Origin of the sequence: Mesorhizobium sp. WSM4989 (genome assembly GCF_029625795.1) — a bacterium.
In the GTDB taxonomy this organism is placed as follows: Bacteria; Pseudomonadota; Alphaproteobacteria; order Rhizobiales; family Rhizobiaceae; genus Mesorhizobium.
Genome location: NZ_JARTVN010000002.1, coordinates 1,879,982 through 1,898,244, shown reverse-complemented (window position 1 = coordinate 1,898,244; position 18,263 = coordinate 1,879,982). Strand labels below are relative to the sequence as shown.

Annotated in this window: 18 protein-coding genes and 1 tRNA gene; 3 read left to right on the top strand and 16 right to left on the bottom strand. The window is 62.0% G+C overall.

All coding sequences use genetic code 11. The annotated features are described in order from the left end of the window. The first annotated feature begins 41 nt into the window (after nucleotides 1-41). Nucleotides 42-623, top strand: coding sequence for a glycerol-3-phosphate 1-O-acyltransferase PlsY (gene plsY, locus P9217_RS21920; protein WP_067319814.1), 582 nt, complete (start codon nucleotides 42-44; stop codon nucleotides 621-623). Beyond that, nucleotides 620-1,747 carry a DNA-processing protein DprA gene (dprA, locus tag P9217_RS21915; protein WP_095825355.1) on the top strand — a complete coding sequence of 376 codons (1,128 nt, stop codon included), beginning with the start codon at nucleotides 620-622 and terminating at the stop codon, nucleotides 1,745-1,747. The genes plsY and dprA overlap by 4 nt, the downstream gene beginning before the upstream one ends. A gap of 33 nt (nucleotides 1,748-1,780) precedes the next feature. Here the strand turns inward: dprA and P9217_RS21910 are convergent, their stop codons facing one another. The 4 genes from P9217_RS21910 to P9217_RS21895 all read right to left on the bottom strand — a co-directional run bounded on the left by P9217_RS21910 (nucleotide 1,781) and on the right by P9217_RS21895 (nucleotide 4,482). Continuing rightward, nucleotides 1,781-2,926 (bottom strand): hypothetical protein, encoded by a 1,146-nt coding sequence (locus P9217_RS21910; RefSeq protein ID WP_095800784.1) that lies wholly within the window; start codon nucleotides 2,924-2,926, stop codon nucleotides 1,781-1,783. 100 nt (nucleotides 2,927-3,026) lie between these two features. After that, nucleotides 3,027-3,212 carry a hypothetical protein gene (locus tag P9217_RS21905; protein ID WP_066992556.1) on the bottom strand — a complete coding sequence of 62 codons (186 nt, stop codon included), beginning with the start codon at nucleotides 3,210-3,212 and terminating at the stop codon, nucleotides 3,027-3,029. A 183-nt stretch (nucleotides 3,213-3,395) separates the two neighbouring features. Next, on the bottom strand, nucleotides 3,396-3,935 hold the full coding sequence (locus tag P9217_RS21900) for a J domain-containing protein (RefSeq protein ID WP_067319800.1): 540 nt from the start codon (nucleotides 3,933-3,935) through the stop codon (nucleotides 3,396-3,398). A gap of 471 nt (nucleotides 3,936-4,406) precedes the next feature. Further along, nucleotides 4,407-4,482: transfer RNA gene (locus P9217_RS21895), tRNA-Lys, on the bottom strand. Nucleotides 4,483-4,766: 284 nt separating this feature from the next. Between P9217_RS21895 and P9217_RS21890 the strand changes: the two genes are divergently transcribed. Further along, nucleotides 4,767-5,222 (top strand): BA14K family protein, encoded by a 456-nt coding sequence (locus P9217_RS21890; RefSeq protein WP_095777749.1) that lies wholly within the window; start codon nucleotides 4,767-4,769, stop codon nucleotides 5,220-5,222. Between the two features lie 67 nt (nucleotides 5,223-5,289). Here the strand turns inward: P9217_RS21890 and P9217_RS21885 are convergent, their stop codons facing one another. The 12 genes from P9217_RS21885 to P9217_RS21830 form a co-directional block, all read right to left on the bottom strand. Then, nucleotides 5,290-5,769 (bottom strand): DUF6882 domain-containing protein, encoded by a 480-nt coding sequence (locus P9217_RS21885; protein WP_067319793.1) that lies wholly within the window; start codon nucleotides 5,767-5,769, stop codon nucleotides 5,290-5,292. Nucleotides 5,770-5,801: 32 nt separating this feature from the next. Further along, complete coding sequence (gene glpK, locus P9217_RS21880; protein WP_095825326.1) at nucleotides 5,802-7,295, bottom strand: glycerol kinase GlpK; 1,494 nt, start codon at nucleotides 7,293-7,295, stop codon at nucleotides 5,802-5,804. A 90-nt stretch (nucleotides 7,296-7,385) separates the two neighbouring features. Continuing rightward, entirely contained in the window at nucleotides 7,386-9,116 is a 1,731-nt protein-coding gene (locus P9217_RS21875; RefSeq protein WP_066992542.1) for an ABC transporter substrate-binding protein, read from the bottom strand. A 77-nt stretch (nucleotides 9,117-9,193) separates the two neighbouring features. Next, nucleotides 9,194-9,481: a DUF2160 domain-containing protein gene (locus tag P9217_RS21870; RefSeq protein ID WP_067319787.1), complete on the bottom strand. Its 288-nt coding sequence runs from the start codon at nucleotides 9,479-9,481 to the stop codon at nucleotides 9,194-9,196. 3 nt (nucleotides 9,482-9,484) lie between these two features. Then, nucleotides 9,485-10,393 carry a carbohydrate ABC transporter permease gene (locus tag P9217_RS21865; RefSeq protein ID WP_066992537.1) on the bottom strand — a complete coding sequence of 303 codons (909 nt, stop codon included), beginning with the start codon at nucleotides 10,391-10,393 and terminating at the stop codon, nucleotides 9,485-9,487. A gap of 1 nt (nucleotide 10,394) precedes the next feature. Beyond that, a complete protein-coding gene (locus P9217_RS21860) occupies nucleotides 10,395-11,261 on the bottom strand; it encodes a sugar ABC transporter permease (RefSeq protein WP_066992534.1) in 867 nt (288 codons plus the stop codon). Further along, a complete protein-coding gene (locus P9217_RS21855; RefSeq protein ID WP_095825325.1) occupies nucleotides 11,262-12,329 on the bottom strand; it encodes an ABC transporter ATP-binding protein in 1,068 nt (355 codons plus the stop codon). It lies immediately after the preceding gene. A 10-nt stretch (nucleotides 12,330-12,339) separates the two neighbouring features. Next, a complete protein-coding gene (locus P9217_RS21850; RefSeq protein ID WP_095825324.1) occupies nucleotides 12,340-13,419 on the bottom strand; it encodes an ABC transporter ATP-binding protein in 1,080 nt (359 codons plus the stop codon). A gap of 39 nt (nucleotides 13,420-13,458) precedes the next feature. Then, nucleotides 13,459-14,985 carry a glycerol-3-phosphate dehydrogenase gene (gene glpD / locus P9217_RS21845; protein ID WP_067319781.1) on the bottom strand — a complete coding sequence of 509 codons (1,527 nt, stop codon included), beginning with the start codon at nucleotides 14,983-14,985 and terminating at the stop codon, nucleotides 13,459-13,461. Nucleotides 14,986-15,111: 126 nt separating this feature from the next. Then, the gene (locus P9217_RS21840) at nucleotides 15,112-15,879 is read right to left on the bottom strand and encodes a DeoR/GlpR family DNA-binding transcription regulator (RefSeq protein WP_095800787.1); all 768 of its coding nucleotides are present in this window, start codon (nucleotides 15,877-15,879) and stop codon (nucleotides 15,112-15,114) included. A gap of 110 nt (nucleotides 15,880-15,989) precedes the next feature. Next, entirely contained in the window at nucleotides 15,990-17,417 is a 1,428-nt protein-coding gene (locus P9217_RS21835) for a pyridoxal-dependent decarboxylase (RefSeq protein WP_067319779.1), read from the bottom strand. Between the two features lie 92 nt (nucleotides 17,418-17,509). Beyond that, on the bottom strand, nucleotides 17,510-18,241 hold the full coding sequence (locus P9217_RS21830; RefSeq protein WP_095800788.1) for a peptidase: 732 nt from the start codon (nucleotides 18,239-18,241) through the stop codon (nucleotides 17,510-17,512). Nucleotides 18,242-18,263 lie beyond the last annotated feature (22 nt).

Below are 18,263 nucleotides of genomic sequence, written 5' to 3'. Positions count from 1 at the left end.
AAGCCGGAAGCAGCTGGATCGGCTGAAATAGGTGGGGGACAATGGGTTACGGGCTCGCACTGATCTTCGGATACCTGCTCGGCTCGATCCCGTTCGGGCTTTTGATTACCCGCGCGGCCGGTCTCGGCGATGTCCGCCAGATCGGTTCAGGCAACATCGGCGCGACCAATGTGCTGCGCACCGGCAACAAGGGGCTCGCCGCTGCGACGCTGCTGCTCGATGCGCTGAAGGGCACCGCGGCAGTGCTGATCGCCGGACATTTCTCGCCGGACTTCGGACTGCTCGCCGGCTTCGGCGCTTTCCTCGGCCATCTCTTTCCGGTCTGGCTAGGATTCAAGGGCGGCAAGGGCGTCGCCACCTACCTCGGCGTGCTGCTCGGGCTTGCCTGGCAGGGCATGGTTGTCTTCGCCGTTGTCTGGCTCGCCATGGCCTTCCTGTTCCGCTACTCCTCGCTCGCGGCGCTCGCGGCGACGGTGGTCGTGCCGATCGCGCTTTACTTCATCAGCACGCCTCAGATCGCCGGCCTGTTCGCGCTGATGAGCCTGATCGTCTTCGTCAAGCACCGCGCCAACATCTCGCGGCTGCTCGCCGGCACCGAGGGCAAGATCGGGGCGAAGGGGTGAGTGCTCCGGTCACCGGCCCGCGCCTTAGCGAGCGGCAACGGCTTGCCTGGCTTCGCCTGATCCGCACGCCGAACGTCGGCCCTGCCTCTTTTCGCGAACTGATCAATCGCTTCGGCTCGGCCGAAGCCGCGCTCGAAATGCTGCCCGAGCTGATGATCTCGGGCGGCGCCAACCGCATCGCTCGCATTCCCTCCGCCGGCGAAGCCGAGGCGGAGTTGGAAGCGGCCCGGCGCGCCGGCGCCCGGTTCGTCGGCATCGGCGAAGCAGACTATCCCGCTTTGCTGAAGACCCTGGACAACCCGCCGCCGCTGTTGGCGGTGAAGGGTGAAGGCGCGGTGTTCCGTCTCCCTGCGGTGGCGATCGTCGGCGCCCGCAACGCCTCGCTCGCCGGCATCAAGATGGCGAGAATGCTGGCGAGCGACCTCGGTCGCGAGGGCTACGCCATCGTCTCCGGCCTCGCACGCGGCATCGACACCGCGGCGCATCAGGGGAGCCTTTCGACCGGCACGGTCGGAGTGCTGGCCGGCGGCCTCGATGTGCCCTACCCGCCGGAAAATGCCGGTCTGTGCGACGACATCGCCGAGCGCGGCGGCGCCATCGTTTCGGAAATGCCCTTCGGCTGGCAGCCGCGAGCGCAGGATTTCCCGCGCCGCAACCGCCTCGTCGCCGGCATTGCGCTCGGGCTCGTCGTGGTCGAAGCCGCACAGCGCTCGGGTTCGCTGATCAGCGCCAGGCTGGCCGGCGAGATGGGCCGACTGGTCTTCGCGGTTCCGGGCTCGCCGCTCGACCCGCGTGCCGCCGGCAGCAATGCGCTGCTCAAGGACGGCGCCACGCTCGTCACCGAAGCGGCCGACATTCTGGGCGCGCTGGCACCGCTGGCTGGCACTCGCCCGCCAAGGACCATGCCGCTCGCCGAGGCGCCCGACTTGTCGGCAATGCCGCCGCCCGGCGACGACGAACGCGCCGACGTGCTGGAAGCGCTCGGCCCGACGCCGATCGCGGTCGACGAGATCATCCGCCACACAGGCTTGAGCGCCGCGCAGATCGCCATGGTGCTGTTGGAGCTCGACCTCGCCGGACGCCTCGAGCGCCATGCCGGCGGGAACGTGTCGCTGGTGGCGTGAACCCGGCTGCTGCTCCGACCTGCGGCTTCAGCGTTAGCGGAACAAATATTTGGACACTTCAGGATTGCCTCGGCGCCACATCACGTTGTCCAGAAAATAGTGGTGCACGTTGATGAAGATCAGCACGATGAAGAAGAACAGCGAGGACCCGAGGACTTGCTTGTCGTAGGGGATCAAGGCAGTCATCGCCATCGGCATAAGCCAGAAGCCGAGATATCCGAGCGCACCACCCCCGACGATGAATCCCAGAACCCTAAGCCTGTAGAGAGGTCCGAGAAAGGACAGTACCTTCGGTTGCGGATTTTGTGCGGCATCCGCGACGTCGCGCTCGACGTTCGTCTGGTAGCGCCAGACCACGGCCAGATACTGCAGCGAGTGGAGCGCCGGCACCACTAGCAGCCAGAGCGGGTTTATCCTCGCAATCAGGATCCACAGATAGAGCGACGCGACATAGGCTACGATGCCGTTATACGGCAGCGCATGACCATTTCTGTGCCAGCGGTTGATCAGCATCAGAACCGTGGCCGCCGTCGAGGCGACGGCCGCCAGCAGGGCAATGTTGGTTATCCAGGAAGGGACCGCGAATGTGTAATATTCCAGGCCGTAATATTTCCCCTGGGTCACCGCCGTGTTCGTCTGGAGCCATGCCAGGATCCACACGACATAGCTGTTGACCAGCAGCACCTTCTTGTCACGATCGTCGAAGAATTTACGCTTCAGCACGGCGTCGACCATCAGCATGCCGTAGCCTTGCTTGACGTAGTGCCAACCGACGAAGAAGAACATGGCGTTGGCTGCGTATCCCAGCAGCCGAGTGTCCGCCCTTGCCGCGCCATATGCAAAGAACGCGGCCATGATCAGGGGGACGACGATGCCCGCGAAAATATAGCGAAGCTGCAGGCTCTTCTCGTATCCGTTGCCCCTCACCTTGCGCCCGAAATTGCGATAGAAAATCTGGTACGAGTGGGCGAAGTGGGGGTAGTTGACCAGATATGCCACGACGACCATGGTTGCAGCGACGAGGCCTTCATATTCGAGCGGCACCAGGAACAGGATGGGCAGGATCAGAAACGCGCTGCCGCCGAGCATGAGGAAATCGGCGACCGGGCCAAACAGATATTTGCCAGGCAGCGTCGCCGCTTTAGCGGCTGAAGCATCCACCGAAAGGTCAAGTGCCATGGTCGAGCTCTCCTTCGGGAAGGATCGAGCTTAGCCGCCACCCCGCCTGGCGACAAGGTTGGGGTGCCGCTCCAGCCTTTGCCGACGTCTCGATCCCCAGTTAGATGGAAAACTGAACGCGTTTCGGCGACTGCAGCTCGCGCCCCATCTTTGCCGCCTGAAAGATCGTCAGCAAGACCAGGATCGGCTCACCGTCTGTCGGATTGACGGTCAGGGCCACGCGGCCGAGTTCGTCACTCATGGCGCAAGTCCAGTCTTTGACGGCAATCACCTTCTTCTCGGGCAATTTATCCTCCCCTTGGGCCGCCATCCTGACGCTACCTGCCAGGTTGCACGGAACCAGGCATGGCGCGGCCGGCCCACACCGGATCGATCCTACTCGCCGGGCAACCATGGCCCCGGCGAATTCGAACACAAGCATTCGCGAATGTAAAAGCAACCGATCAGCCGGCAGTATTAGAGGGCATCGTCAAGTTGCATGATCCAGCAGCCTGGTTGCGACGGTTTCACGGCGATGCTCTGAATTGGCGCGATCGATGCCGTCTACGGTGATCGCGAACATCCCGTTTTCGATCCTTGCTATCCAGCTCTTTGCCTTCAGATACCAAAGATGAAATTCCAGATGTTCTCGCGGGCAGCCCGACAAGCGTTCGAGCTCTTCATCGCCGATGCCAGGATTGTTGACGTCCTGTCGACGTTTTACATAGAGAAGCGACAGCAGCTTGGCCTGGATGACAACGTCCCGTTCAAGCCCTTTGGCATCGCTGGCTTCTTCGGCGAGCTCGCGGCGAACGCTCAGATGGTCTCTATACTGGACATCGTATTGGGCGCGTTTGACTGGATCCTTGAGCGTATTATGGGCTTCTACGATTTCGCTGAAGCGTGACTCATTGCCGGTATCCCGATTGTCGGGATGGTAGCGCATGGCAAAGTAACGAAATATCCGCTCGATCGTTTCCGAATTCGCGTTCGGGCTGATCTCGAGCAGCTCATAGTAGTCAACGAACATAGTGGTGATTCCACAGAATCGATATTGCGACACCACTCCCCAACGGCAGCATCGCGCAACCGTCCTGCCCGCGCAAGCCGCATACCGAGCATGAGGGACTCGCCGCAAGCGATCTTGCGGAACCTGGCAGTCAGAATTCACGGAAGGCTGTTGAGCCTAGGCGGAAGGCAGCAGCGGCGCCGACAGGGTCGCTTTGGGAAGAACTCGCCGGGCGAGGCCCCCAACAACGGCCTTCAAGCCCGACGAGCTGCCGGGGATCAAACCGGCCATGTCTGCGGTGCAAAGCCGATGCCAAGCATTCCCGTCCTGAAACGAGACAGGAAGACCAAATGCCACCTGGTCGGGTCGTTTCGGCTGCCGGGCTTTCTCGGTGCCAATCACGAATCTGGCAGCCACAGATAAGCCGGGGCGTGAGAAGCGGTCTGCCGTCTCGAAGTTGAAACCTTATCTCGTTGAAATGGGTTGGAAATTTGGTGAGCGCGATGGGATTCGAACCCATGACCTACTGATTAAAAGTCAGTTGCTCTACCGGCTGAGCTACGCGCTCCCGCGGGCTCAAAACACCGCCCTCGAAATTGCGCGGAACATAGGGAGAGTGCCGCGACCGGTCAACCGGAAAAACACCAGCTTCCAAGGCGGATTTTGAACGGATTCCAAAGGAGCGGTTAAGATGCCCGGGAGAAGCTTTCGGTGCCTCCGCCAATCACCCGGACCCGGGCTGCTTCAGAAAGCCCTACGATAACAACAGGTTGATGGGGAAGCGGGAACCATTGCAACCCAGACCCGTTTCGCAACACAGGGACGATTACCAAACCCTTGAGGAGTACATCGATGAAAAGGATCGCATCAGGCCTGATGGCAGCCGCCCTCTCGGCGTCGTTCATCGCGGCGGAGGTGGTGCCGGTCAACGCTCAGCCAGCTTATGTGCCACAATCCCAGGGCCTCTGGTCGGATGTCCAGACCGTGCAGTATCGGGATTGGAGACGACACCGCAGCTTCAACCGCGATTTCTCGCGTCGCGACGGCGTCGTCTACTGGAATGGCCATCGCGGCTACCGTGAATATCGCCGCGGCTATCGCCGGCATGGCGATTATTGGTTCCCGCTCGCTGCCTTCGCCACCGGCGCGCTGATTACCGGCGCCATCATCAACAGCCAGAACCGCGTCTATCGTGGCGGCGATGCGCATGTGCAGTGGTGCTATGACCGTTATCGGTCTTATCGCGCCTCGGACAACACTTTCCAGCCCTACAACGGCCCGCGTCAGCAGTGCGTTTCGCCCTACTGACAGCCTCCAGTCAGTATCCAGGGTCGTTGACCGAGCCCGTGTCGCAAGGCACGGGCTCTCTGTTCGTTCAGCTGGCCCAGTTGACGCTTTTCAATATCAGGTACAGGCCCCCGCCTTCCCCTCGGGGTGAGCGATAGGCTCCGAGCGCGTTGCAAATCCGAACCATGGCACCGGTCAGTCCCCAACCAAGCGCTTCGAGGTCATCGGCCACGTCGAGCACATAAGCCTGCGCCAGTTCGTCTATGCCCTTCTCCTCGCCGAATGACCGAACCAGTTTGGCGTCGCTGAGAAGATCGCCCGGCAAATTTGAATTTGCCCAAGCCCATAGCCAGTTGTCCGCCTTGGCGCTTGTAGAGCCGGCAATCTGTATGTGAGCGACCACCTTGACGACACCATCTGCCGAAAAAAGCAGTTTTCCGGTGGTTAAGTCATAGTCGTAGCGCTGCCAGCTGCCGAGGCGGAATTCATCCTCCAAACGATGGTTCTTGGCGTTCAGTTGGTCGAAAGCCTCGTCACGCCATGCGGGGTACCAGTCCGGATGCTTCATGCCCCCTCGCCTTGCCGTGTCTCCCGCGCCCCTCATTGCACACTCAGCGTCCTGCGCACTGCGTCGCGCCAGCCACTCAGCTTGGCGGAACGGGTGGCGGCGTCCATATCCGGCTTGAAGCGCTTATCGAGAGCCCAGGTCTTGGCAAACTCCTTCGCCTTCGGCCACACGCCGGCTTTGGATCCGGCAAGCCAGGCGGCACCCAGCGCGGTCGTTTCCAGGATGGTCGGCCGATCGACCGGCGCGTCGAGGATGTCGGCCAACCTCTGCATGGTCCAATCCGATGCGACCATGCCGCCGTCGACCCGCAGCACGGTCTTGGCGGAAGCGCCCTTCCAATCCTTGCGCATGGCGTCGAGCAGGTCGCGCGTCTGGAAGGCGACGGATTCGAGCGCCGCGCGCGCGAACTCGGCCGGGCCTGAATTGCGCGTCAGGCCGAAGATCGCGCCGCGGGCATCCGCGTCCCAGTGCGGCGCGCCCAGGCCGACAAAGGCCGGCACCAGATAGACTTGTTGCGCCGGATCGGCGGTCGCCGCCAGCGCGCCGCTCTGCTCGGCCTTGCCGATCACCTTGATGCCGTCGCGCAGCCATTGCACGGCGGCACCCGCAATGAAGATCGAGCCCTCCAGCGCATAGGTGGTCTTGCCGTTCAACCGATAGGCGATGGTGGTCAAGAGCCGGTTCTTCGAGCGCACCAGATCGGCGCCGGTGTTCAGCAGCGCGAAGCAGCCGGTGCCGTAGGTGGACTTCATCATGCCCGGCTCGAAACAGGCCTGGCCGATGGTCGCTGCGTGCTGGTCGCCGGCGACCCCGAGAATCCTCATCTCGGCGCCGAAAAGGCTCTTTTCTGTGACACCGAAATCATCGGCGCAGTCCTTCACCTGCGGCAGGACCGCGGCCGGTATGTTCAGGATGGACAGCAGCTCGTCGTCCCAGACATTCTTCTCGATGTTGTAGACCAGCGTGCGCGAGGCGTTGGTGGCATCGGTGGCGTGTACCTTGCCGCCGGTCAGGCGCCAGATGAGAAAACTGTCGATCGTGCCGGCGAGCAATTCGCCTTTCTCGGCGCGCTTTCTCGCGCCCTTCACCTTGTCCAGCATCCAGGCGATCTTGGTGCCGGAAAAATAGGGATCGAGCAGCAACCCGGTCTTTTTCGTGAACGTCTTCTCCAGCCCTTGCTTCTTGAGCTTCTGGCAAAGCGGCGCGGTTCGTCTGTCCTGCCACACAATCGCGTTGTGGATCGGTTTTCCCGTCGCCTTGTCCCAGATGACCACCGTCTCGCGCTGGTTGGTGATGCCGATCGCGGCCATATCCGATGCTGCGCAACCGGCAACCTTCAGCGCCGCCTTCACTGTCGCGAGCACGCTTGCCCAAATGTCTTCCGGATCATGCTCGACCCAGCCGGAAGCCGGATAATGCTGCGTGAATTCCTGCTGGCCCGTGCCGGCGACTTTCATTTCGCTGTCGAAGACGATCGCCCTGGTCGAGGTCGTTCCCTGGTCGATGGCCAGCACAAAACCGCTCATTCCGTCCCTCCACTTCTCATGCAACAGGGGAGACGGCCAAGCCGCCTCCCCTGCATTTCCTACACAGGCTCGCGGGCCTGCGTCATGCAGTTACTGCTGCTGCCAGCTCTTCACCAACTCGTCGTAGTTGATGGTGATCGGCTTTTCCTTTTCGTTCTCGATCTTCAACTGCGGCGCAAGGTTGCCCTTCGAGACCGCGTCCTTGTTCCAGTATTCGAGATCATGCTCTTCGGCCATCTTCGGGCCGATATCGCCCTGGACGCCCGACTTTTCGATGCGGCTCATGACCTTTTCCTGCTCGGCGCAAAGCGAGTCCATCGCTTCCTGCGCGGTCTTGGCGCCCGACGACGCATCGCCAATCGCCTGCCACCAAAGCTGAGCGAGCTTCGGATAGTCGGGCACGTTGGTGCCGGTCGGCGACCACTGCACGCGGGCCGGCGAGCGGTAGAACTCGATCAGGCCGCCGAGCTTCGGAGCGCGCTCGGTGAAGCTCTTGTCGTGGATCGTGCTCTCGCGGATGAAGGTCAGGCCGACATGGCTCTTCTTCACGTCGACGGTCTTTGAGGTGACGAACTGGGCGTAAAGCCAGGCGGCCTTGGCGCGGTCGGTCGGCGTCGACTTCATCAGCGTCCAGGAACCCACGTCCTGGTAGCCGAGCTTCATGCCGTCCTTCCAGTAGACGCCGTGCGGCGACGGCGCCATGCGCCACTTCGGCGTGCCGTCGTCGTTCAGCACCGCCTTGGCGCTGGCGTCGACCATCGAGGCGGTGAAAGCGGTGTACCAGAAGATCTGCTGGGCCACCCCACCCTGCGCCGGAACCGGGCCGGATTCGGAGAAGGTCATGCCCTGCGCTTCGGCCGGAGCGTAAGCCTTCAGCCAGTCGAGGTATTTCTGGATCGAGTAGACGGCAGCCGGACCATTCGTGTCGCCGCCGCGCGCGGTGCAGGAGCCCACGGGCCGCGAATTCTCGTCGACCTTGATGCCCCATTCGTCGACCGGCAGGCCGTTCGGAATGCCCTTGTCGCCGTTGCCGGCCATGGACAGCCAGGCGTCGGTGAACCGCCAGCCGAGCGATGGGTCCTTCTTGCCGTAGTCCATGTGGCCGTAGACCTTCTTGCCATCGATTTCGCGGCCGGTGAAGAACGCGGCGATGTCCTCATAGGCCGACCAGTTGACGGGAACGCCGAGGTCGTAGCCGTACTTGGCCTTGAAGTCGGCCTTGTTCTTCTCGTCGTTGAACCAGTCGTAGCGGAACCAGTAGAGGTTCGCGAACTGCTGGTCCGGCAGTTGATAGAGCTTCTTGTCGGGCGCCGTCGTGAACGAGGTGCCGATGAAGTCCTTCAGGTCGAGATTCGGATTGGTGACGTCCTTGCCGTCGCCTTCCATCCAGTCGGTCAGGTTGCGCACCTGCTGGTAGCGCCAGTGCGTGCCGATCAGGTCGGAGTCGTTGACCCAGCCGTCATAGAGGTTCTGACCGGTCTGCATCTGGGTCTGGATCTTCTCGACCACATCACCTTCCTGGATCGTGTCGTGGGTGACCTTGATGCCGGTGATGGCCGAGAAGGCCGGCGCCAGCACCTGCGATTCATAGGAATGGGTGGCGATGGTTTCCGACACGACCTTGATGTCCATGCCGGCAAACGGCTTGGCTGCGTCGATGAACCACTGCATTTCCTTTTCCTGATCGGCGCGCGAAAGCGTCGACAGATCACCTATCTCCTTGTCGAGAAAGGCTTTTGCCTCGTCCATACCGGCATAGGCGTTACCTACGCCCAGCAATAGTGCAATGGCTGTCGTTGATGTAAAAATTTGCCGTCGCATGTGTTTCCTCCAGTCTTAGGTTGCAAGTGCGATCTGGAGCGGCTGCCGGCACGCGGCCGCTCCAACTATTTCCCCCTCTATACGTATCGGAATACGCCGATCGCGTAGACCACGGAGAGAGCGAGAGCCCACCACAGGTTGGGTCCAACGAGACCCAGCCAAGCGAGATGGATAAAGGCGCTGCCGAGCAGCGACAGGAAGAGGCGGTCGCCGCGCGTCGTTTCGAAGCGCAGGATCCCGACCCGCGGATTGCCGCCGGGCGAGGCATATTCCCAGGCCGCCATGCCGACCAGCAGCAGCAATACGGTTCCGAAGAAAGCCGCTGTCGGCAACGTCCACGCCATCCAGGAGAAGTCGAGGTTCATCGATCACACCCTCCCCAGGGCGAAGCCCTTGGCGATATAGTTGCGCACAAACCAGATCACGAGCGCGCCGGGGATCAGCGTCAGCACGCCGGCTGCGGCGAGCAGCCCCCAGTCCATGCCGGCGGCCGAGACGGTGCGGGTCATGGTGGCCGCGATCGGCTTGGCGTCGGTCGTCGTCAGCGTTCGGGCGATCAAAAGCTCCACCCAAGAGAACATGAAGCAGAAGAAGCAGGCGACACCGATGCCGCTCGCGATCAGCGGCATGAAGATCTTTACGAAGAAGCGCGGGAAGGAATAGCCGTCGATATAGGCGGTCTCGTCGATCTCCTTCGGCACCCCGGACATGAAGCCTTCCAGGATCCACACCGCCAGCGGCACGTTGAACAGACAGTGCGCCAGCGCCACCGCGATATGCGTGTCGATCAGGCCGAAGGCCGAATAGAGCTGGAAGAACGGCAGGGCGAACACCGCCGGCGGCGCCATGCGGTTCGTCAACAGCCAGAAGAACAGGTGCTTGTCGCCGAGGAAGCGGTAGCGCGAGAAGGCGTACGCCGCGGGCAGCGCCACGGCCACCGAGATCACCATGTTCATCACCACATAGGTGATCGAATTGATGTAGCCCGAATACCAGGACGCATCGGTGAAGATGGTGCGGTAGTTTGCCAGCGTCGGATTGTGCGGGAACAACGTCAGCGACGAGACGATCTCCGCATTGGTCTTGAAGCTCATGTTGATGAGCCAGTAGATCGGCAGCAGCAGCACGACGATGTAGAGTGTCGGCACAATCCACCACCAGCGCGATTCCTCGCCCCGGCGCCGCATCAGCTTCGCCACCTCGTCCTGCGAAAGGGTGCTGCCTACCTCGGTGACCGCCGCTTCGCTTACGCGTGTCGTCTCGTTTGCGCTCGCCATCTCAGCGCTCCGCGTCGTAGTTGGTCATCACGGTGTAGAACACCCACGACAACAACAGGATGATCAGGAAATAGACCAGCGACATGGCCGCCGCCGGACCGAGATCGAACTGACCGAGCGCCATCTTGACGAGGTCGATCGACAGGAACGTGGTCGAATTGCCGGGACCGCCGCCGGTGACGACGAAGGGCTCGGTATAGATCATGAAGGAGTCCATGAAGCGCAGCAGCACCGCGATCAGCAGCACGCGCTGCATCTTCGGCAACTGGATGTAGCGGAACACCGCCCAGCGCGAGGCGCCGTCGATCTTGGCCGCCTGGTAGAAGGCGTCCGGGATCGAAACCAGGCCGGCATAGCAGAGCAGCACGACCAGGCTCGTCCAGTGCCACACGTCCATGATGATGACGGTGACCCACGCGTCGATCGGATCCTGGACATAGTTGTAGTCGATGCCGAATGCGTTGACGTAGTAGCCGAGCAGGCCAATGTCGTTGCGGCCGAACACCTGCCAGATCGTGCCGACAACGTTCCATGGGATGAGTAGCGGCAGCGCCATCAGCACCAGGCAGACCGGCACGCCCCATCCCTTCTTCGGCATGTTGAGCGCGATGAAGATGCCGAGCGGCACCTCGATCGCCAGGATGATGAAGGAGAAGATCAGGTTGCGCGCCATCGCTTCCCAGAAGCGGTCGGACGCCAGCAACTCCTCGAACCACTCGGTGCCGGCCCAGAAGAAGACATTGTTGCCGAACGTGTCCTGCACCGAATAGTTGACGACGGTCATCAGCGGAATGACGGCCGAGAAGGCCACCAGCACCAACACCGGCAGGACGAGGAACCAGGCTTTGTTGTTCCAGGTCTTTTCCATCTACGCCCCCATCTCGACGCGCCATGAATCGGCATAGATGTTGATGCCGGCCGGATCGAAGCGGACCCTGGGTTCGGTCGGCACCTCATCGTCCTCGCCGATGACGGCGGCGATCTCTTTGCCCTCGAGATTGGCGCGAACCACCTTGTGGCGGCCAACATCCTCGACCTTGCTGACGGAAACCGCCATGCCTTCGCGGCCGAGCCGGACATATTCGGGACGGATGCCGAGCTCGACGGGACCGGCTTCGGCCTTGGGTGCGCCCGGCAGTTCGATGCGCTGCGAGCCGAGCAACGCCGTCCTGCCTTCGAGCGCAACCGGGAGCACATTCATGCCCGGCGAACCGATGAAATAGCCGACGAAGGTGTGGCGCGGCCGCTCGAACAGCTCGGCCGGCGTGCCGATCTGCACGATCTCGCCGTCATACATGACCACGACGCGGTCGGCGAAAGTCAGCGCTTCGGTCTGGTCGTGCGTGACATAGACCATGGTGTAACCAAACCGGCGATGCAGCTGCTTCAGCTGCGAACGCAGCACCCATTTCATATGCGGATCGATGACGGTGAGCGGCTCGTCGAACAGGATGGCGTTGACGTCCGAGCGCACTAGTCCTCGACCGAGCGAGATCTTCTGCTTCTGGTCGGCGGTCAGCCGGCGCGCCTTCCGGTTCGCCATCGAGGCGAGATCGATCATGTCGAGCGTCTCGCGCACCTTGCGGTCGACATCGGCCTCCGGCACGCGGCGGTTGCGCAGCGGAAAGGCCAGATTGTCGTAGACGGTCATGGTGTCGTAGATGACCGGGAATTGGAACACCTGGGCGATATTGCGCTCCTGCGTCGACAGATTGGTCACGTTCCGGCCGTTGAACAGGAGCTGGCCGTGCGAGGGATAGAGCAGCCCCGAGATGATGTTGAGCAAGGTGGTCTTGCCGCAGCCGGACGGCCCGAGCAGCGCATAGGCGCCGCCGTCCTCGAAGGTGTGATGCACTTCCTTCAGCGCGAAATCCGAATCCTTCTTTGGATTGGTCAGGTAGGAGTGGCGGATGTGGTTGACGTCGATGCGTGCCATCGCTCCCTCCTCAAGCCGCCAGCTTCGACGCAGTCACCGCGCGGCCGTTCTGGTCGAAGACCATGATGTGGCGCGGGTCGATGAACACCTCGACCTCGTCGTCGGTCTCGAAATCGAGGATGCCGTGCGCGAGCATCACCCAGCGCGCGTCGGCGAAGTCGAGATGGACGAAGCTTTCCGAGCCGGTGATCTCGGTGATGGTGACCTTGGCCCGCACCGGCACGGCGCCGGGGTTGGGACGCTCCAGCGACAAATGGTGCGGCTGGAAGCCGATCGTGTAGCTGGCATCCGGAATGCCGAGCAGTTCGGGCGGCACCGGCAGCTTCACGCCTCCTTCGAGAAGGAAGTCCGATCCCTTCTTGGCGAGCACAATGGTGTTGAGCGGAGGGTCGGCGAAGGTCCGCGCCGTCACCAGGTCGACCGGCTTGCGGAAAACCTCGACGGTTGGGCCGAACTGCGTGACGCGACCTTCCGAAAGCGTCGCGGTGTTGCCGCCGAGCAAAAGCGCCTCGTGCGGCTCCGTCGTGGCATAGACGAAGATCGTGCCCGCCGCGGCGAAAATCTTCGGCAATTCGGCGCGCAACTCCTCGCGCAGCTTGTAGTCGAGATTGGCGAGCGGCTCGTCGAGCAGCACCAGGCTGGCGTTCTTGACGATGGCGCGGGCAAGCGCCGTGCGCTGCTGCTGGCCGCCCGAGAGGTTGAGCGGCGTGCGGTCGAGATAGGGCGTGAGCTTGAGAAGTGCCGCAGCGTTGCGCACCTCCTTGTCGATCCTGGCCTGTTCGATGCCGGCAACCCGAAGCGGCGAGGCGATGTTCTCGTACACCGTCATCGCCGGGTAGTTGATGAATTGCTGGTAGACCATGGCGACGTTGCGCTTCTGCACCGGCTGTCCGGTGACGTCCTTGCCGTCGAACCAGACCGAGCCGGAAGTTGGCGCGTCGAGCCCGGCCATCAGCCGCATCAGGCTGGTCTTGCCGGAAAGCGTCGGCCCGAGCAGGACATTCAGCGAGCCGTGCTGAAGCGTCAGCGACACGTCGCGGATATGCTCCTGCGCGCCGACCGTCTTCGTCACGTTCCTCAATTCCAGCATCACGCCTCCTCCCAGGCCTTGCGCATCAGCGCTCGATCCTCATTCCGCCGCGGCGACATGGCGGCTGCTTAACCCGCGCATGAATTCTTCCAATGCCGCCGTCTGCTCGCGGCTGAAATGCAGGCCGCGTTTGGTCCTGCGCCACAGCACGTCCTCGGCGGTGATCGCCCACTCGTTCTCGACCAGGTAGCGCACCTCGGCTTCGTAGAGGTCGGCACCGAAATTGCGGCCGAGATCGGCATTCGACTTGGCGAGGCCAAGCAGCTTCTCCGCGCGCGTGCCGTAAAGCCGGGTCAACCTGCGTGCCAGCCGTTGGTCGAGGAACGGATAGGCGTTCTTGAGCCTCGATACCTGCTCGTCGAACCCGGTCGCCGGAAAATCGCCGCCGGGCAGCGGCGCGTTGGCGGTCCATGGCTTGCCGCGCTTGCCGAGAAAGCCTTCGATCTTCTCCAACATCGATTCCGCCAGCCGGCGGAACGTGGTGATCTTGCCGCCGAAGGCGTTGAGCAAGGGGGCGGCACCCTCCCCGCCATCGGCCTTCAGCACATAGTCGCGCGTCGCCTCCTGCGCCTTCGAGGCGCCGTCGTCATAAAGCGGGCGCACCGCCGAATAGGTCCAGACGATGTCCGAACGCTTGACCGGCTGGGCGAAATATTCGCTCGCGGCGGCGCAAAGATAGTCGATCTCGGTATCGCTGATCTTCACCTCATGCGGATCGCCGGGAAAGTCGCGGTCGGTGGTGCCGATCAGCGTGAACTCTTCTTCGTAAGGAATGGCGAAGATGATGCGTCCGTCCTTGTTCTGAAAGAAATAGGCGCGCGGATCGTCGAACTTCTTGCCGATGACGATGTGGCTGCCCTGCACCAGCCGAACATTGTGCACATCGTTCTGGCCGACGGTTTTTGCCAATACCTGATCGACCCACGGCCCGGCGGCGTTGACGAGAAGACGCGCGCGGACTTCCTCGATCTCGCCGGTCAGCACGTTCTGGATCTTGATCGTCCACAGCCCGCTCTCGCGGCGCGCGCTGACCACCTTGGTGCGAGTGCGGATGACGGCGCCGCGGTCGGCCGCGTCGCGGGCATTGAGCGCCACGAGGCGGGCATCGTTGACCCAGCCGTCCGAATATTCGAACGCCTTGCGGAACAGCGGCTTCAGCGGCTTGCCGGCCGGGTCGGTGGCCATGTCCAGCGTCTTGGTCGCCGGCAGCAGCTTGCGCCCGCCGATATGGTCGTAAAGGAAAAGGCCGAGCCGGATCAGCCAGGCCGGACGCAGGCCCTTGGCGTAGGGCAGCACGAAGCGCATCGGCCAGATGATATGCGGCGCGTTCTTCCACAGAACCTCGCGCTCCATCAGCGCTTCGCGCACCAGCCGGAATTCGTAGAACTCGAGATAGCGCAACCCGCCATGGATTAGTTTGGTCGAGCCGGAGGAAGTCCCGCTGGCGAGATCGTTCATCTCGGCGAGGTATACGGAAAATCCGCGGCCAACGGCGTCGCGGGCGATGCCGCAGCCATTGATGCCGCCGCCTATGACAAAAATGTCATGGATCGGAGATGCGTCCACAGGGTTCCTCCACGATTTCGCATTGCACCATTTTTGTGTTTCGCGAAACCGTGGCGGGATTATTTCGAACTCGATCCGAATGTCAAACGAAATATCACAGGTGCGTGAGATGTCCGTGAAGAGACGTTATCCGAGCGCTGTCTCGATCAAACGAACCTCCGTTTCCTCGCAAATCCGGCGCACCGAAGGGATGTCGCAACGGTCGGTGATGAAGGTGTTCACCTGCGACAGGTGACCAATGCGAACCGGCGCCGTGCGCTCGAATTTTGTCCGGTCGGAGACGAGAATCACATGACGCGCATTGGCGATGATGGCCTGCGCCACTTTCACTTCGCGAAAGTCGAAGTCGAGCAGCGCGCCGTCATGGTCGATGGCCGAGGCGCCGATGACGGCGTAGTCGACTTTGAACTGGCGAATGAAATCCACCGCGGCCTCACCCACGACGCCGCCGTCGGAGCCGCGTACAACGCCGCCGGCGATCACCACCTCGATCGAAGGATAGATCCGCATCCTATTGGCAACGTTGATGTTATTGGTGATGACCATAAGCCCGTTATGGTCGAGAAGCGCCTTTGAGACAGCTTCCGTCGTGGTGCCTATATTGATGAACAGCGAGGCGTTGTCGGGAATGAGCCTGGCCGCCGCGCGGCCGATCGCCTCCTTCTCATCGGCAGCGATTTTGCGCCGCGCCTCGTATTCCATGTTCTCGATGCCGGACGGGAACAGCGCCCCGCCATGGATGCGCGTCAGCAGCCGCTGGTCACAGAGATCGTTGAGGTCCTTGCGGATGGTCTGCGGCGTCACGCTGAAATGTGTCGCCAGATCGTCGACCAGCACCCGGCCGTCGTCCTTCGCCATCTGGATGATCTCGGCGTGACGGGGCGAAAGGAACATCCGCTATCCTTCATTTTCGTTTTTTCCGTCTATATCGGAAAACGAAAGTGATGGAAAGGGACAGCCGGCCAAGGAAATTCACCTTCTCGCAAAGGCAAACCGGTCTGCAATCAGTTCGTTGCCTCAATGGTAAGCCGGCGCGCAATCTCTGTGACGACATCGAAGGCCGCATCAATATCGCCGGCCGTGGTCTCGAACTGTCCTGCCTGAAAGCGGATCGCCACCCGACCATCGACGCGCGTCTGCGTCAAATAGATGCGTCCGTCCGTGTTGATGGCATCGACGAGACGCAAATTGTGCTCGTCTGGATCGGCACCCTGAGGAGCGCGATGGCGGAACGAGAACAGTGACAACATCGGCTCGGTGACGAGCTCGAAATCCGCTTCCCCGGCCAGGCGTGCGGCAAGTCCCTCGCTCCAGGCTACATGGTTTCGGATCATCTTGCGCAATCCTTCCAGTCCGTGGGCGCGCAGCAGGAACCAGAGTTTCAGCGCACGGAATCGGCGGCCAAGCGGCACCGACCATTCCGAATAGTTGATGATGCCGTCATGACCTCTGGTCTTGAGATAGTCCGGCTTGATGGCCAGCGTGCGCACAAGGTCTTCCGGTTGGCTGACGAACTGGATCGAGCAGTCGAATTGCGCGCCGAGCCATTTGTGCGGATTGAAGACGATGGAATCGGCGCTCTCGACACCGGCCCAGAAATGCCGGTACTCCGGGCAGATCATCGCCGACCCGGCCCAGGCCGCATCGACGTGCAGGTAAAGGCCGTGCCGCTTCGCCACGGCCGCTACGGCAGCGATGTCGTCGGTGCCGCCGGTGCTGGTGCCGCCGACGCAGGCGACAATGCCCGCCGGCAGCAGGCCGGCCTCGCGATCGGCGATAATTGCCGCCTCGAGCGCCGCCGTATCCATCGCGCGAAAACGACCGGTTACCGGGATACGGATGAGATTCTCCTCGCCGATGCCGGCGACCCAGATCGCTCGGTCGATCGAGGTGTGAACCTGGTTGGAGCAATAGACACGCAGCTTCGCCTGGCCGGCGAGACCTTGTCTGTTTCCCTGCCAGTCAAGCGCCCGCTCGCGCATGGTGAGCACCGCGGCAAGCGTCGCCGACGAAGCCGAATCCTGAATGACACCGGAGAATCCTTCGGGCAGGCCCAGCGCCTGGCGCATCCAGTCGACGATACGCGTCTCGAGCTCTGTCGCCGCCGGCGAGGTCTGCCACAGCATGCACTGCGCGGCCATCGCCGAGACGAGATACTCGGCCACCACCGAGACCGGCGCCGCGTTGGCCGGGAAATAGGCGAAGAAGCGCGGATGCTGCCAATGCGTCATCCCGGGCACGATCTTCGTTTCGAAATCGGCGAAGATTTTTTCCATCGGCTCGGCCGTCTCGGGCGGCGACTCTTCGATGCTCCTGAATATGTCGCCGGGCGCGATCGCCGGCCGCACCGGACGATCGCGCAGGCTGGACCGGTAGTCCACGCCCCAATCCGCGGCTCGCCTCGACCAATCGCGGAATTCTTTCTTGTCCATGTATCCTCTCAGCAGCCGCCGGACCTTGATCGGCCCGCCACTTCGACCTTTAATTAACATGTTAAATATAATGCGCCTCGTAGGCGAACGCCCTAGCCGGGAAAATCGGGCAGGCTGGCGAAGGCCGCCCTTAGCGCGTTGGACCAGCCATCCGATATGGTTCGGTAATATTGGTCGTCATGACCGATCCGCTTCTTCAGGCCGACCTTGAAAGCATCCAGTTCCAGGAAGAGCAGGTCGAGCGGCAGGCCGACCGACAGGTTCGACTTCAGCGTCGAGTCGAAGGAGACCAACAGCAGCTTCACCGTCTCGGCCAGGCTCATCGTACGGTCATAGGCACGGATGATGATCGGCTTGCCGTATTTGGTCTCGCCGATCTGGAAGAATGGCGTGTCGTCGGTCGACTCGATGAAATTGCCCTCGGGATAGATCATGAACAGCCGGGGTTGGCTGCCCTTGATTTGGCCGCCGAGGATGAAGGAGGCGTTGAAATAGGAATCCGCCTGATCGCCGGCGGGCGAAGAGTGTGCGATCACCTCTTTCACCGTCTCGCCGACCAGCCGCACCGTCTGGTACATTGACGGGGTCTCGAGCAGCTTCTCGTGACGGTCGCCGGCCGCCTTGTTGCGCTCGTCCAGCAGGCTGACCACGGCTTGCGTCGTGGCAAGATTGCCTGCAGACATCAGCACGATGACGCGCTCGCCAGGCTCTTCCCAGACATGCATTTTCCTGAAGGTCGAAATCGAATCCATGCCGGCATTGGTGCGCGTGTCCGACATGAACACGAGTCCACGATCGATCTTGAGGCCGACGCAATAGGTCATGGTCGCTCTTCTGGTGAATCTT

Coding starts and splice junctions, on each gene's coding strand:
- plsY (WP_067319814.1), top strand. CDS start 42: ATGGGTTACGGGCTCGCACTGATCTTCGGATACCTGCTCGGCTCGATC.
- P9217_RS21910 (WP_095800784.1), bottom strand. CDS start 2,926: ATGGCACTTGACCTTTCGGTGGATGCTTCAGCCGCTAAAGCGGCGACG.
- P9217_RS21900 (WP_067319800.1), bottom strand. CDS start 3,935: ATGTTCGTTGACTACTATGAGCTGCTCGAGATCAGCCCGAACGCGAAT.
- P9217_RS21890 (WP_095777749.1), top strand. CDS start 4,767: ATGAAAAGGATCGCATCAGGCCTGATGGCAGCCGCCCTCTCGGCGTCG.
- P9217_RS21885 (WP_067319793.1), bottom strand. CDS start 5,769: ATGAAGCATCCGGACTGGTACCCCGCATGGCGTGACGAGGCTTTCGAC.
- glpK (WP_095825326.1), bottom strand. CDS start 7,295: ATGAGCGGTTTTGTGCTGGCCATCGACCAGGGAACGACCTCGACCAGG.
- P9217_RS21875 (WP_066992542.1), bottom strand. CDS start 9,116: ATGCGACGGCAAATTTTTACATCAACGACAGCCATTGCACTATTGCTG.
- P9217_RS21870 (WP_067319787.1), bottom strand. CDS start 9,481: ATGAACCTCGACTTCTCCTGGATGGCGTGGACGTTGCCGACAGCGGCT.
- P9217_RS21865 (WP_066992537.1), bottom strand. CDS start 10,393: ATGGCGAGCGCAAACGAGACGACACGCGTAAGCGAAGCGGCGGTCACC.
- P9217_RS21860 (WP_066992534.1), bottom strand. CDS start 11,261: ATGGAAAAGACCTGGAACAACAAAGCCTGGTTCCTCGTCCTGCCGGTG.
- P9217_RS21855 (WP_095825325.1), bottom strand. CDS start 12,329: ATGGCACGCATCGACGTCAACCACATCCGCCACTCCTACCTGACCAAT.
- P9217_RS21850 (WP_095825324.1), bottom strand. CDS start 13,419: ATGCTGGAATTGAGGAACGTGACGAAGACGGTCGGCGCGCAGGAGCAT.
- P9217_RS21840 (WP_095800787.1), bottom strand. CDS start 15,879: ATGTTCCTTTCGCCCCGTCACGCCGAGATCATCCAGATGGCGAAGGAC.
- P9217_RS21835 (WP_067319779.1), bottom strand. CDS start 17,417: ATGGACAAGAAAGAATTCCGCGATTGGTCGAGGCGAGCCGCGGATTGG.
- P9217_RS21830 (WP_095800788.1), bottom strand. CDS start 18,241: ATGACCTATTGCGTCGGCCTCAAGATCGATCGTGGACTCGTGTTCATG.